This is a genomic window from Mycolicibacterium lutetiense (genome assembly GCF_017876775.1).
Classification (GTDB): Bacteria; Actinomycetota; Actinomycetes; order Mycobacteriales; family Mycobacteriaceae; genus Mycobacterium; species Mycobacterium lutetiense.
In genome coordinates, this window is sequence record NZ_JAGIOP010000002.1 from 2926331 (window position 1) to 2939349 (window position 13019).

At 66.1% G+C, this 13019-nt stretch carries 17 protein-coding genes; 13 read left to right on the forward strand and 4 right to left on the reverse strand.

The genetic code is table 11. From position 1 onward, the window contains the following. The first annotated feature begins 2 nt into the window (after positions 1–2). Positions 3–1028 carry an alcohol dehydrogenase catalytic domain-containing protein gene (locus tag JOF57_RS23430; protein ID WP_209923666.1) on the forward strand — a complete coding sequence of 342 codons (1026 nt, stop codon included), beginning with the start codon at positions 3–5 and terminating at the stop codon, positions 1026–1028. A gap of 123 nt (positions 1029–1151) precedes the next feature. Then, a complete protein-coding gene (locus JOF57_RS23435) occupies positions 1152–1574 on the forward strand; it encodes an organic hydroperoxide resistance protein (protein ID WP_209920616.1) in 423 nt (140 codons plus the stop codon). A gap of 20 nt (positions 1575–1594) precedes the next feature. On the opposite strand, the gene JOF57_RS23440 is transcribed toward JOF57_RS23435, so the two are convergent. Both JOF57_RS23440 and JOF57_RS23445 read right to left on the reverse strand, forming a co-directional pair. Next, a complete protein-coding gene (locus tag JOF57_RS23440; RefSeq protein ID WP_209920618.1) occupies positions 1595–1909 on the reverse strand; it encodes a heme-binding protein in 315 nt (104 codons plus the stop codon). 38 nt (positions 1910–1947) lie between these two features. Beyond that, entirely contained in the window at positions 1948–2247 is a 300-nt protein-coding gene (locus tag JOF57_RS23445) for a hypothetical protein (protein WP_209920621.1), read from the reverse strand. Between the two features lie 173 nt (positions 2248–2420). On the opposite strand from JOF57_RS23445, the gene JOF57_RS23450 reads away from it, so the two are divergent. From JOF57_RS23450 to aac(2')-Ib, 7 genes are all read left to right on the forward strand, one after another. After that, positions 2421–3371, forward strand: a complete 951-nt coding sequence (locus tag JOF57_RS23450; protein WP_209920635.1) for an ABC transporter substrate-binding protein — start codon at positions 2421–2423, stop codon at positions 3369–3371. 12 nt (positions 3372–3383) lie between these two features. Then, a complete protein-coding gene (locus JOF57_RS23455) occupies positions 3384–4088 on the forward strand; it encodes a queuosine precursor transporter (protein ID WP_209920637.1) in 705 nt (234 codons plus the stop codon). Positions 4089–4162: 74 nt separating this feature from the next. Further along, positions 4163–4834 (forward strand): 5-oxoprolinase subunit B family protein, encoded by a 672-nt coding sequence (locus tag JOF57_RS23460; protein WP_209920640.1) that lies wholly within the window; start codon positions 4163–4165, stop codon positions 4832–4834. A gap of 17 nt (positions 4835–4851) precedes the next feature. Next, positions 4852–5736 (forward strand): 5-oxoprolinase/urea amidolyase family protein, encoded by an 885-nt coding sequence (locus tag JOF57_RS23465; RefSeq protein ID WP_209920643.1) that lies wholly within the window; start codon positions 4852–4854, stop codon positions 5734–5736. Between the two features lie 159 nt (positions 5737–5895). Continuing rightward, positions 5896–6174 carry a transposase gene (locus JOF57_RS23470; protein WP_209920646.1) on the forward strand — a complete coding sequence of 93 codons (279 nt, stop codon included), beginning with the start codon at positions 5896–5898 and terminating at the stop codon, positions 6172–6174. Positions 6175–6179: 5 nt separating this feature from the next. After that, positions 6180–6596 (forward strand): hypothetical protein, encoded by a 417-nt coding sequence (locus JOF57_RS31065; RefSeq protein ID WP_234938232.1) that lies wholly within the window; start codon positions 6180–6182, stop codon positions 6594–6596. A 124-nt stretch (positions 6597–6720) separates the two neighbouring features. Continuing rightward, positions 6721–7311 (forward strand): aminoglycoside N-acetyltransferase AAC(2')-Ib, encoded by a 591-nt coding sequence (aac(2')-Ib, locus tag JOF57_RS23480; RefSeq protein WP_209920649.1) that lies wholly within the window; start codon positions 6721–6723, stop codon positions 7309–7311. Between the two features lie 468 nt (positions 7312–7779). Here aac(2')-Ib and JOF57_RS23485 read toward each other — a convergent pair whose 3' ends face one another. Continuing rightward, entirely contained in the window at positions 7780–7995 is a 216-nt protein-coding gene (locus tag JOF57_RS23485) for a YbaB/EbfC family nucleoid-associated protein (RefSeq protein WP_209920652.1), read from the reverse strand. A 135-nt stretch (positions 7996–8130) separates the two neighbouring features. Between JOF57_RS23485 and JOF57_RS23490 the strand changes: the two genes are divergently transcribed. Continuing rightward, a complete protein-coding gene (locus tag JOF57_RS23490; protein WP_209920655.1) occupies positions 8131–8328 on the forward strand; it encodes a hypothetical protein in 198 nt (65 codons plus the stop codon). Between the two features lie 32 nt (positions 8329–8360). Here the strand turns inward: JOF57_RS23490 and JOF57_RS23495 are convergent, their stop codons facing one another. Then, positions 8361–8588, reverse strand: coding sequence for a hypothetical protein (locus JOF57_RS23495; RefSeq protein ID WP_209920658.1), 228 nt, complete (start codon positions 8586–8588; stop codon positions 8361–8363). A gap of 667 nt (positions 8589–9255) precedes the next feature. Between JOF57_RS23495 and JOF57_RS23500 the strand changes: the two genes are divergently transcribed. The 3 genes from JOF57_RS23500 to JOF57_RS23510 are packed head-to-tail and all read left to right on the forward strand — an operon-like array spanning position 9256 to position 12558. Continuing rightward, positions 9256–10680 (forward strand): nitrate/nitrite transporter, encoded by a 1425-nt coding sequence (locus tag JOF57_RS23500; RefSeq protein ID WP_407666597.1) that lies wholly within the window; start codon positions 9256–9258, stop codon positions 10678–10680. 34 nt (positions 10681–10714) lie between these two features. Further along, positions 10715–11866 (forward strand): uroporphyrinogen-III synthase, encoded by a 1152-nt coding sequence (locus JOF57_RS23505; RefSeq protein ID WP_209920660.1) that lies wholly within the window; start codon positions 10715–10717, stop codon positions 11864–11866. Continuing rightward, the gene (locus JOF57_RS23510; RefSeq protein ID WP_209920663.1) at positions 11863–12558 is read left to right on the forward strand and encodes a sirohydrochlorin chelatase; all 696 of its coding nucleotides are present in this window, start codon (positions 11863–11865) and stop codon (positions 12556–12558) included. The genes JOF57_RS23505 and JOF57_RS23510 overlap by 4 nt, the downstream gene beginning before the upstream one ends. The last annotated feature ends 461 nt before the right edge of the window (positions 12559–13019 follow it).

Sequence of the window (13019 nt, forward strand, 5' to 3'; positions counted from 1 at the left end):
GTATGCGCGCAGTCGTCGTCGACGGTGCCGGCAAGGTCAGCGTCGAAACCCGGCCGGACCCCGTCCTGCCTGGTCCCGACGGGGCCGTCGTCAAGGTCGAGTCCGCCTCGATCTGCGGATCGGACCTGCACTTCCTGGAGGGCCACTACCCGATCGTCGACCCGGTGGCGGTCGGACATGAGGCTGTCGGCACGATCGTCGAAATCGGCCCGGAGGTCACCGGATTCGCTGTCGGCGACCGGGTACTGGTGTCCTCGGTGGCGGGATGCGGGCATTGCAGCGGCTGCGCCACCCACGACCCGATCCGCTGCGTACAGGGCCCGCAGATCTTCGGCACCGGATTCCTCGGCGGAGCCCAGGCCGAACTTCTCGCGGTACCGGCGGCGAACTTCCAGCTACTGAAGATGCCGGAGGGCATCACCACCGAGCAGGCCCTGCTGCTCACCGACAACCTCGCGACCGGCTGGGCGGCAGCCAAACGCGCGGACATTCCGGTCGGCGGCTCCGTCGCGGTGATCGGCCTTGGCGCGGTCGGCATGTGCGCCCTGCGCAGCGCCATCACCCTCGGTGCGGCAAAGGTTTTCGCGGTCGACCCGGTGGAGGCCCGGCGCGAACGTGCAGAAGCCTCGGGAGCCATCACGTTCGCCCCGCCCTCGGCACAGGCGATCCGGGAGGCCACCGGTGGGCTCGGCGTGGACGCCGTCATCGACGCGGTGGGCATGGACGCCTCGATCAACGACGCCATCGACGCCGCCCGTGCCGGCGGCACCGTTTCCATCGTCGGTGTGCACGATCTGCAGCCCTACCCGATGCCCGCGCTGGGCTGCCTGCTGCGCAGCCTGACCATCCGCTTCACCACTGCGCCGGTACAGCAGACCTGGCCGGAACTGATCCCGCTACTACAGGCCGGCCGCCTCGACGTCGACGGAATCTTCACCACCACGATGTCGCTGGACGAGGCCGCCGACGGCTATGCCAAGGCGTTCTCGCGCTCAGGTGAGCACCTGAAGGTTCAGCTCAAGCCGTAGCGCTGGGTCAACCGGAGATTACGGCGGGCGTCATGTCCGGGCGGATGGAATGCGTGCCGCCCGGCGTTCATCTCTAACGCATCCAATTGGATCGGATCCGTTGTCTCACCGAGGAGAACCGCAGTGACCACCAGCCAGACCGACAATGTTCTCTACACCGCCCAGACCCACACCACCGGCGGGCGACAAGGCGAGGCCTACAGCTCCGACGGCAACCTCGACATCCAGCTGACCCCGCCCGGCGGCGACGGCTCCGGCACCAACCCCGAGCAGTTGTTCGCGGCAGGCTGGTCAGCGTGCTTCCTGAGCGCCATGGGCCTGACCGCAGGCAAGCACAATGTGAAGCTGCCCGCCGAGACCGCCGTGGACGCCGAGGTAGACCTGCTCAACACCGACGGGGCGTTCTCACTGCGGGCGCGGCTGAACGTCACCATCCCCGGTGTCGATCGGGAAACCGCCCAAGCCATCGCCGATGACGCGCACCAGGTCTGCCCGTACTCCAAGGCGACCCGCGGCAACATCGCCGTCACCATCAGCGTGGCCTGACCCCTACGGCGGCCCGGCGATTACCCGCAGCGGTTGCGGAAATCAATCGCCGGCTGCCGGATTCCCGTCAGCTCGGCACGGATCTGCGGCTTGTCCTCGAGGTAGACCCGCACCGCATCAGCCATCTGGTCATTCGACTGACCCTTGAGGCTGGTGAAGAACGCGTTGACGTCGGGATGGGTGAACAAATACGCCGATGTGGCCGCGCGGACCCCGGCCATCACACCGGCCAGGTCGGCGGAGGTGCAGTTCGGCTCTTCTGCCGCAGCGACAGGCGCACCAACAGCCAAGAGCGACAGGCTGATTGCGCCGGCGGCGATCACTCGGGTGAACATCGTGGCTCCTAAGTCGACTCGGATAACTGAGCTGAGGCTCACGGGCGTCCGGGACGGTTAGGGCGCCAACCGCCGCCACCACCGCCGCCGCCATTGTCAGGCGGGCCGGGGTCGATATTGATGTCCAGGCCCCAGTCACCGCAGGACCAGGCGTCGGTGCAGTAATACGGGTAGTACGGCCCGGCCTTCGGCGCTTCCGGTCCCCCACCGCGGACGGTGCCCTGTGCACACACCGTGGAGCCACCGGCATCGACGCAATCGGCGGCTGCGGGTGGTGCAACGGAGACGGCGATCGGGATGGTCAAACCGGTCAGACCGAGCAAGACTGGACGCCACATGCTCCGCATGGTCACTCCTTCATCGGTCCCCGTTGGGCCGGGAATAGAACCCGGAACCACCCAATTAGGCGCGATCGACAATAACCCTCCGATGCTGCTGGCGCATGCCGAAACCGGCGCGCGGGGATCACCGGCACCTTCACCATCGGTAGCTAAACGGTTACCCTGGCTAAGTGCCGACAACCTGGTCCCGGCGAGGCTTTCTCACGGTCACCGCTGGAATGGCCCTGGTCGCCGCATGTAGCACGCAAAAGCCCGGCGTCGTTGCGAAAGACGGCTCGGTGACCGTCCGCCACCTCTTCGGAGAAACCACTATCCCGGGACCACCGCAACGGGTCGTCAGCGCGGGATTCACCGAACAGGACGACCTGCTGGCCCTCGGCGTCGTCCCGGTCGCGACAACCGAGTGGTTCGGAAGTGAGCCGTTCGCGGTATGGCCTTGGGCGCAAACGAAACTCGGGGCCGCCCAACCCACCGTGCTCAGCCTCACCGACGGGATCCAGGTCGACGCGATCTCAGCGCTCAAACCCGACCTGATCGTGGCCACCAATGCCGGACTCGATGCCGACACCTACGCCAAACTCTCCGAGATCGCCCCGACGATCGCGCAGACCGGACCGGACGCATTCTTCGAACCATGGCGCGACCAGGCCACCCTCATCGGCCAGGCACTGTTCCAGAACGACGCGATGACGGGGCTGATCGCCGGCGTGGACGACAGGTTCAAGACGGTGGCCACCAACAACCCGCGGTACGCAGGCCGGAAAGCCATGCTGCTCGGTGGCACCTTGTTCCGCGACAGTGTGCAGGCCGAGACGGGATGGCGTACCGAATTTCTCGCCCAGATGGGCTTCGTCGTACCGCCGGCCCCCGACCTGATCCCGCGCTCGGACTTCGCCGCCGTGCTCGACGCCGCCGATGTGCTGATCTGGACCACCGAGAGCGATGCCGAGCGCGACGCCCTGCTGGCCGATCCGGGGATCGCCGAACTCAAGGCCACCGTCCACAAACGGCACGTTTTCACCCCCAAAGACCTGTCCGGCGCCATCGCATTCGCCTCGCCGCTGTCCTATCCCCTGGTGGCCGACCAACTGCCGTCCCTGCTCAACCGGGCGCTGACCTGACAAGATGACCGGGTGACAAGCCCCCAGGAACCCTCCGAGCACCGCGGCACCGCCATCGTCGGCTCGGCCTACTATCCGGTGCTCGTCGCGGTCTTCACCGCCCTGGTGATCATCTCCAACGTGACCGCCACCAAGGGCGTCGCCTTCGGACCGATCATCGGCAACTGGTCGATCATCACCGACGGCGGGTTCATCGTCTTCCCGCTCACCTACGTGATCGGCGACGTGCTCTCCGAGGTATACGGGTTCAAGGCCACGCGCCGTGCCATCTTCCTGGGGTTCTCCATGAATGCCCTTGCCGCACTAGCATTCTGGGTCACCGTCTATTTACCCGCGGCGGACTTCTACCCCAATCAGGAGCACTTCGAGAACATCGTCGGTGCCTACACCCAATTGATCGTGGCCGGCCTGGCCGGGTTCATCGTCGGGCAGACCATCAACGCCTGGGTCGTGGTCGCCATCAAGGAACGCACCAAGGAGAAGCACCTGTGGGCCCGCCTGGTCGGTTCCACCTTCGCCGGCCAACTCGGTGACACCCTGGTCTTCTGCGGTATCGCGGCCAGCGCGATCGGCATCAACACCTTCGGCGACTTCGTCACCTACGCCGCGCTGGGCTGGATCTACAAGACCGCGGTCGAGGTGATCATGCTGCCGATCACCTACCGCGTGATCGCCGCCATCAAACGTCGAGAGCCCACTTATCAGGCCGCCGTGTGAGGCTTCGATAAGGCTCCTCTGGCAAGGTTCATAGAGCCGGAGCTTTCTTAGCTACTCACGGGTAGCTTCAGGTCATGAGTGTGACATCAGAGGTGATGGACGCGACGGGACCCAGCCTGAGCCCCGGTACCGCTCGCGACTACGGCGATCAGGCTCTGCTGCTCGAGTTCGACAGCACTGCCGATGTTTTGGCGTGGACCGCCACTCTCACGGCGGCCCAACTGCTCGGTGTGGTCGATATCGTGCCGGCGTCACGCACGATCTTGATCAAGCTGGCCGATCCCCGCTATCAGGCACCCACGCGGCAACGCCTGGGCAAGTTGCGGCTCCAACCCGAGGTAGCCCCGGTCAGCCCGGTCGGCGGGGCCGACGTGACCATCGACGTGATCTACGACGGCGCCGACCTGCACGACGTCGCGGCACTGGCCGGGCTGACCCCGGAACAGGTGATCGCGGCACATACCGGCAGCCCGTGGCAGGTCGGATTCATGGGGTTCGCACCCGGATTCGCCTACCTCGTGGGTGGTGACGAACGACTACAGGTACCGCGCCGGGCCGAGCCTCGTACCAGCGTCCCGCCCGGGGCAGTGGCACTGGCCGGCGAGTTCAGTGGCATCTACCCGCGGCAGTCACCCGGCGGCTGGCAGTTGATCGGGCGCACCGACGCAGTGATGTTCGACGTTCATCGAGACCAACCGGCGCTGCTCACCCCGGGTACGTGGGTGCAGTTCCGGGCCATCGGCTAGTCGGCGAGGAGCACACCATGACGACGAGATTGGAAGTACTGCGCACCGGACCGTTGGCCCTCGTCGAGGATCTCGGCCGCCCCGGCATGGCCCACCTCGGTGTCACCCGCTCGGGTGCCGCCGACCGTCGGTCCCACACCCTGGCGAACCGCCTGGTCGCCAACCCCGGGGAGCACGCCACCGTCGAAGTGATGTTCGGCGGGTTCTCCGCCCGGGTGGTCGGCGGCGACGTCTCGATCGCCGTCACCGGCGCCGATACCGACCCGGCCGTCAACGGTATTCCGTTCGGCACCAACAGCATTCACCACGTTCATAACGGCGAGGTGATCTCGCTGGGCGCACCGCACTCGGGCCTGCGCAGCTACCTGGCGGTCCGCGGCGGCATCGCCGTCGAACCGGTCCTGGGTTCACGGAGCTACGACGTGATGTCGGCGATCGGGCCGGCACCGCTGCAACCCGGCGACATCCTGCCGGTCGGCGAGCACACCGCCGACCTGCCCGAAACGGATCAGGCCCCGGTCGCCTCGATCAGCGACGACGTGCTGGAACTCAATGTGGTACCCGGCCCGCGCGACGACTGGTTCGTCGACCCCGATGTCCTGATCCGGACCAACTGGCAGGTGACCACCCGCAGCGACCGGGTGGGAATGCGCCTCGTCGGCATGCCGCTGTCATACCGCTGGCCGGACCGCCAGCTGCCCAGCGAGGGCGCGACCCGCGGAGCAATCCAGATACCGCCCAACGGTTTTCCGGTGATCCTCGGGCCCGACCACCCCGTCACCGGCGGCTACCCGGTGATCGGTGTGGTGACCGACGAAGACATCGACAAGCTGGGTCAGGTCCGCCCCGGGCAGACCGTGCGACTGCACTGGGCGCATCCGCGCCGACCGTTCGAGGGGTAGTCCCCGCCAAGCCGAATGTGAAGAAGATCGTGAGTTTTCCGAGGAAACTCGCGATCTTCTTCACTCTGGCGTTACGGGAATCGGCCCGCCGGCGGCGCGCACTGTGGGTGGATCTGCAACCGCTAGCATCCGTACTACGTCTGTAATACACTTTTTGGCATGGCGCTGACCTGGGAGTCTGATCGCGACGACCACCTCGCCCGCCACGGCGTCACGACAGACCAGGCTGACGAGGCGTTCGCGCATGAGGACGCGCTGACGATCAACCCCGACTACGGCAGCATCTCCGGCCTCGGTATCCGCACCATCGGCTACTCGGCCAGCTTCGGCGACCTGCTCAGCGTGCTGAGCTACTTCGACAACGACGGTGTCCAGCAGGGCACCACCGCGTTCCGCGCAAACCGCAAGGACCGCCGTTACTACTTCGGACAGGAGTGAGCACCATGAGCCACAAACTGAGCAACGAGGAGCTCCGCGCCCTGATGGACGAAGAGGCCCGCGCTGCGGAGGCCGCTGCGGCCGAGGACATCGACGACGGGGCGCCGCTGCCTGCGCATGTGAAGGCGAGCCGGCCGAACCGGGCACGCAGCAAGGTGCTGCAGGTGCGGTTGAATCCCGACGAGATGGAATCGCTGGAGATGATCGCGTACGTGCGGCATCAGCCGGTGTCGACGGTGGCGCGTGAGGAACTGTTGTCCCTGATCGAACGGTCTAGGCGGCCGGCGCCGGAGGGTGAGACGGTGGCCGATCTGCTGGATCAGATGGAGGCAAGGATTGTGGCGCTGCGGCAGGTGCAATTCGAGGGTAAGCGAACCCTGTCCTCGTTTGCGCGGCCGGATGTCCCGCGCCGGGTGGATTGAAGGCACCCAGATGACGGCACCACCTGGGTAGTTGCGGATGCGATAGTGCTCACCCCGGCCTGACACTCTCGCCGGCGGCCAGCAACGTAGAGACACCGGCCCCCGGCACTGGTAGAAATTTGGTGTGCCCATCCAGGATGTCAGTGCACCACGCGTCAGCGGCGGGATTCTGCACACCGCGCGTCTGGTTCACACCTCCGATCTCGACCACGAGACCCGCGAGGGCGCCCGACGCATGGTCATCGAGGCGTTCGACGGCGATTTGACCGACGCCGACTGGGAGCACTCGCTCGGCGGCATGCACGCGTTCATCTGCCACCACGGCGCCCTGATCGCGCATGCCGCGGTGGTCCAGCGGCGCCTGATCTACCGCGACACCGCACTGCGCTGCGGTTACGTGGAAGCCGTGGCGGTACGCGAGGATTGGCGCGGCCAAGGCTTGGCCACCGCCGTCATGGACGCCGTCGAACAGGTCCTGCGCGGCGCCTACCAACTCGGCGCACTAAGTTCGTCGGAGGCCGCCAGGGAGATGTACCTCGCCCGCGGGTGGGTGCCCTGGCAGGGCACGACGTCGGTGCTGCGGCCTGCGGGTGTGACGCGCACACCCGAGGACGACCGATCGCTGTTCGTGCTGCCGGTCGATCTGCCGGCAGGCCTGGAACTCGACACCGCCGCCGAGATCACCTGCGACTGGCGCGACGGGGACGTCTGGTAAGCGGGCTGACCTCGTAGTTCTGCCCCATTGGTCCGCCTGGATGATGGGGCGCCGCAACAGCCTCGACTCATTCTCCACAGCATCGTCGGAGGCCCGCCATAGGATCAATTCGCATTGATGTGCGCGCGCACGCCCGAGTTGAGGAGTATCAGGCACACGAAACCCGACGACCCCATCCGGGGGATGCGCCAGACTTAGAGTTAGCTTAAATAGTGTCTAGGTCTCATCTGCCCGCCAAGGGCGCCGAAAAAGCTCTTGGCTGAAGCCAAGATCCTTCGATGGGGGTCGCGTGAATTCCGGCAATGCCTCAGCTGTGACGTTGTGCAGGGATGTCGCGGTGAAAGCGATCGGTGCCTTCGAGGTCCTCAAGTAGGCGTTGTCGGTGTTGTTCTAGAGGCTCGAGTACTTCAGCCACCTTTGCTGCTGCGTTGAACGAGGCCTGCTGTGTGGCTGCGACGATGAGACGGCTCAACCGATCACGATCCTGTACTGGGTGTCGTCGGCCAGGTCGATGTCAACGAGGTCGCCGGAGGCGTTGACCCACGCGCGAACAAGCCCGTTGTCGGATACACCGTCAACGCGGCCGATGGCGTCGATGGCTTGTCGCGCTTGCCGGAACGCTTCGGCTTGACCTTCGAGGCTGTCGAGGTCGAGGTCTGGGTCGAAACCGTGGTCGTCACTCATTCGGGCAGCCGTTCCATGGCACGGCGTGCTTCCTTACGGATCGACACGTCGCGATGGGTGAGGTAGGGCTCAATCCGGGCTCGGACACCGTGTGCCTTCATCTGGATCAGGGCGCGAATCGAAAAGTACGTGAACGTGTCGAGAAACCTGGACGTCACGGTGCGTGAGCCGTTTGCCGGTGACGCGATCAACATCCGGCTCGAACATCGAGAAGGCCAAGCGATAGACATCTTGGTGCCGTATCGGACAACTGGCGACGGCATCACGATCGATGGCCAGGCGATGACAGCGGCGGTCGATGTCGCCCGGTTGTGGCCGACCAGTTCACCGTGACATCGCTACCACCGGTGAGCGGTCACCGCAGTTCATAGCAGGGGCGCGACGCTGAAGCCGAAGTCGGTGAGTGGTTCAACGGTGATGGTTCCTGAGTCTCCGATCGGAGCGAAGACGATGACAGTATCGGCTAGGTCTGCCGACGCGAAAGCCCGAATTGTCTTGTAATGCGCCAAGTCCTGGCGCATGGTGGGTTCGTTCTCCCATTCGCCGATCAGCAGCGGGATGGCTCCGCCCCCCGAGCCAGGGACGCGGGACATGCAGGATGCGTAGTTTTCGACATTCGGAAATCGGATCTTCCCGTCTGAGATGTTCGACACCGACCCGTCTGCGCAGACGGCCGCCGACCACTCCTCACGATCTCCGGATACCTGACCGGCTGCAGAGGCCGGGTGGCCGCCCGTGACCCTCTCCAAGTTGATCCAACCTGCCACCGCCGCGACGGCGACGACAGACACCGGGATCGCACCTACAACTAGCGTCACGGTCCGCACACGTCGCGCACGCTGCGCGTTGGCGGGCACGCTAGGAACGGCGGTACTGCGGTTGTAGCCATCCGGAGTCTGACCAGGCCCCGGATCAGACTGGGGCAGCGGCGGGTACCTCATGCACCTCACCGTATCGGCCCCGGAGCAGGCTGCTCGGGATTCAACCGGAGCCGACAACAATCTGGCTCGATGGTCAATGTGAACCATCCAGGGTTTGATGCACACCTACTTTTGGGGGAAGGATGATTGCATCATGCCGAAGAAGGCAGTCAACTCCGCTGTATCGCCGATGGTCCCGTGTCGTGCGCTTGCAGCATGCACCGCGATCACGGGAGTAACGATTCCCTCACGCCCCCTGCGCGGCGCACGTGAGCGGAATTTCACGGCCGGGTCACCGCACGGCGCATCCGGGCAATAAACGCTCCCTAGCGTGTGCGCCATGCCCACTCTGCGGAAGTCGAAGCGCGTCACCAACTGGGATCCAGAGGACACGCTGGCCTGGGAAGCCGGAAACAAGTACATCGCGCGCCGGAATCTGACCTGGTCGGTGTTCGCCGAACACGTCGGCTTCTCCGTCTGGTCCATCTGGTCGGTGATGGTCCTGTTCATGCCCGAGGCCGTGTACGGCTTCACAGCCGGGGACAAGTTCCTACTGGGCGCCACCGCGACGCTGGTGGGCGGATGCCTGCGCATCCCCTACACACTGGCCACCGCGACGTTCGGGGGTCGCAACTGGACCGTGTTCTCCGCCTTCGTGCTGCTGATCCCAACGGTGGGCACCATGGTGCTGCTGGCCAACCCCGGCCTGCCGCTGTGGCCCTACCTGCTGTGCGCGGCCCTGGCCGGTTTCGGCGGTGGCAACTTCGCCTCGTCGATGACCAACATCAACGCCTTCTACCCACAACGCCTCAAGGGCTGGGCATTGGGCCTCAACGCCGGCGGCGGAAACATCGGCGTGCCGATGATCCAGCTCGTCGGCCTGTTGGTCATCGCCACCGCGGGCAACCGGGCTCCGTACTGGGTGTGCGCCGTCTACCTCGTCGCGCTGACCGTCGCCGGTATCGGCGCGGCGCTCTACATGGACAACCTCGAACAGCACAAGATCGACCTGAAGGCGATGAAATCCATACTCGCAGAACGCGATACCTGGGTGATCTCGCTCCTCTACATCGGCACCTTCGGATCCTTCATCGGCTTCGCCTTCGCCTTCGGCCAGATCCTGCAGATCAACTTCGCCGCCGGCGGCCAGACTCCGGCTCAGGCATCCCTGCATGCCGCACAGATCGCCTTCATCGGCCCGCTGCTCGGCTCACTGTCCCGGGTGTACGGCGGCAAGCTGGCCGACCGGATCGGCGGCGGCCGGGTGACCCTGGCGGTCTTCGGCGGCATGATCCTGGCGGCCGGACTGCTCCTCGCTATCAGCATGTACGACGATCACACCGCCGCTGCGGCCAACGGCCTGATGATGATCGGCTACGTCATCGGATTCGTCGCCCTGTTCCTGCTCAGCGGCCTGGGCAATGGCTCGGTCTACAAGATGATCCCGTCCATCTTCGAGGCCCGCAGCCACTCCCTCCAGGTCAGCGAGGACGAGCGGCAGCGGTGGTCCCTGTCGATGTCGGGTGCACTGATCGGATTCGCCGGCGCAATCGGCGCCCTTGGCGGTGTCGGCATCAACCTGGCCCTGCGGCAGTCCTACAGTTCAACGGCATCAGCCCCTTCATTTTCTATGGCGTTCTGGATCTTCCTGGCCTTCTACGTGCTGGCCTCGGCATGCACCTGGTGGCGCTACGTCCGCCGACCTGCTGCGACAGGCGTCACAACCGCCCCCGAAGACCGACATGCCTCGGCAATGGCCGGGTAATCACTTGGAAACACAAGGTCCGTTCACTGGTCCCATGACCGAGCCTGACTGGGCACCGCTAACCGGCTTTCGCGTGGCAGTGACCTCTGCCCGCCGTGCCGATGAGCTGAGTGCGCTGCTCACCAGGCGCGGCGCGACGGTGACCACTGCGGCCGCCATCACGATGGTTCCGCTACCCGACGACGATGAACTACGCGCCCACACCGAGTCGCTGATCGCCGAGCCACCGGACATCGTGGTGGCCACCACGGGGATCGGCTTCCGCGGCTGGTTCGCCGCGGCAGACGGGTGGGACCTGGCCGCCGAACTCACCGACGCGCTGGGAAAGGCCCGCATCGTGTCCCGCGGCCCGAAGGCCACCGGGGCGTTGCGGGCCGCGGGGCTGCCCGAGGAATGGTCGCCCGAGTCGGAATCCTCCCGGGAGGTGTTGCGCTACCTCGTCGAACAGGGTGTGGCGGGGCAACGGATCGCCGTGCAGTTGCACGGGGCCACCGACGAGTGGGACCCGTTCCCCGAGTTCCTCGACGAGCTCCGGAATGCGGGCGCCGAAGTGGTGCCGATCCGGGTCTATCGCTGGCATCCCGCGCCGCGCGCAGGCGAGTTCGACCAGATGGTCGCCGGGATCGCCGAACGGCGTTTCGACGCAGTCAGTTTCACCTCGGCCATGGCGGTTGCCTCAGTCCTGATGCGGGCCACCGAGATGGGTATCGCCGACCGGGTGCTGTCAGCGTTGCGCACCGACGTCCACGCCATGTGCGTCGGCCCGGTCACCGCACGGCCGCTGGTCCGGCTCGGGGTGCCGACCTCGGCGCCCGAGCGGATGCGGTTGGGCGCCTTGGCTCGTCACATCACCGATGAACTGCCTCTGCTCCAGGCGCGGACCGTCCGGGTCGCCGGACATTCGCTCGAGATCCGGGGCACCTGCGTCCTGGTCGACGGCACGGTCAAGTCGCTGTCGCCGGCCTCGATGTCGACCATCCGGGCACTGGCGCACCGGCCCGGTGCGGTGGTGTCGCGGTTCGATCTGCTCAGTGCACTGCCGGGCACCGGGACAGACACCCACGCTGTGGAGACCGCGGTGCTGCGCCTTCGTACTGCATTGGGAGACAAGAACATCGTCTCCACGGTCGTCAAACGCGGTTACCGGCTTGCCATCGACGACACCGAACTGGCTCGAGCCCGATGAGCCTGGTCCTGGTCGCACACGGAACCCGCAAGCCGGGCGGTGTGGCGATGATCGGCGATCTCGCCGCGCGGGTGTCCGACCTGTTGGGCCGGCCGGTACACGTCTCGTTCGTCGACGTCGTGGGCCCGACCCCGAGCGAGGTTCTGGCGTCCCTGCCCACGGACTGCCCGGCGGTGGTGGTGCCCGCGTTCCTGGCTGCCGGGTATCACGTCCGGGTCGATGTGCCCGCCCACGTGGCGGCCAGTGAGCACCCGGCCGTCACCGTCACCACGCCGCTAGGGCCCTGCCCTGGCACGGTCCGGGTTCTCGCCGATCGGCTCATCGAATCGGGATGGCGGCCGGGCGATTCGGTGATACTCGCGGCAGCTGGAACTTCCGACAGGAGTGCCCAGTCCGACCTTCGGCACACCGCTGCGCTGCTGTCAGCGATGACCGGCGACCGCGTAGAACTGGCCTTCGCCGCCACCGGCGCGCCGAGCGTTGCCGAAGCCGTCGCCGCGCAGCGCCGCCGCGGCCATCGCCGCGTAGCTGTGGCGTCCTATCTGCTCGCCGATGGACTTTTCCAGGACCGGCTGCGTGAATCCGGTGCCGACCTCGTGAGCGAACCGCTCGGCACCCATCCCGGCATGGTCCGGCTGATTGCAAACCGGTTCCGCCGCGCTGGAGTACTGAGCCTGCCCGCGGCGGCGTGAGCTGACCGACTGGGCAACCCGCGGCACGACCAGCACCACCAGCACGAGCGCGCCGCCGGCACCCGCAATCGAGAACGCCGCGGACCGTCGCGCACCGACCAGTGCCGAACATTGCTCGACGTAATCGCTGGCCAGGAATCCCGGCCCGGCGAGCGTGTGCTGATCCAGGTTCAGCCGGTCCTGCTGGGCGGCGACCCGGTAATCCGGACGCGCTCCGTTACCGCACGGGATCGGTTGACCGGCGCGATCCACGGCATCCAAACCCAGGGGCACCAACGTTGCCCCGAGTGCGCCCAGCATCGCTGCCGCCCCCACCAGATTCAGTACCGAACGCGCAAACATCCCTTGTCAGCCCCTCCGACGACGCTCCTTGAGAGGGAGTCCAAACACACTCAGCGAACCATTCTAGTTAGCCAGCAAGAGGTGCACCACACGTTTGGTGACATTCACCAATGGTGCAA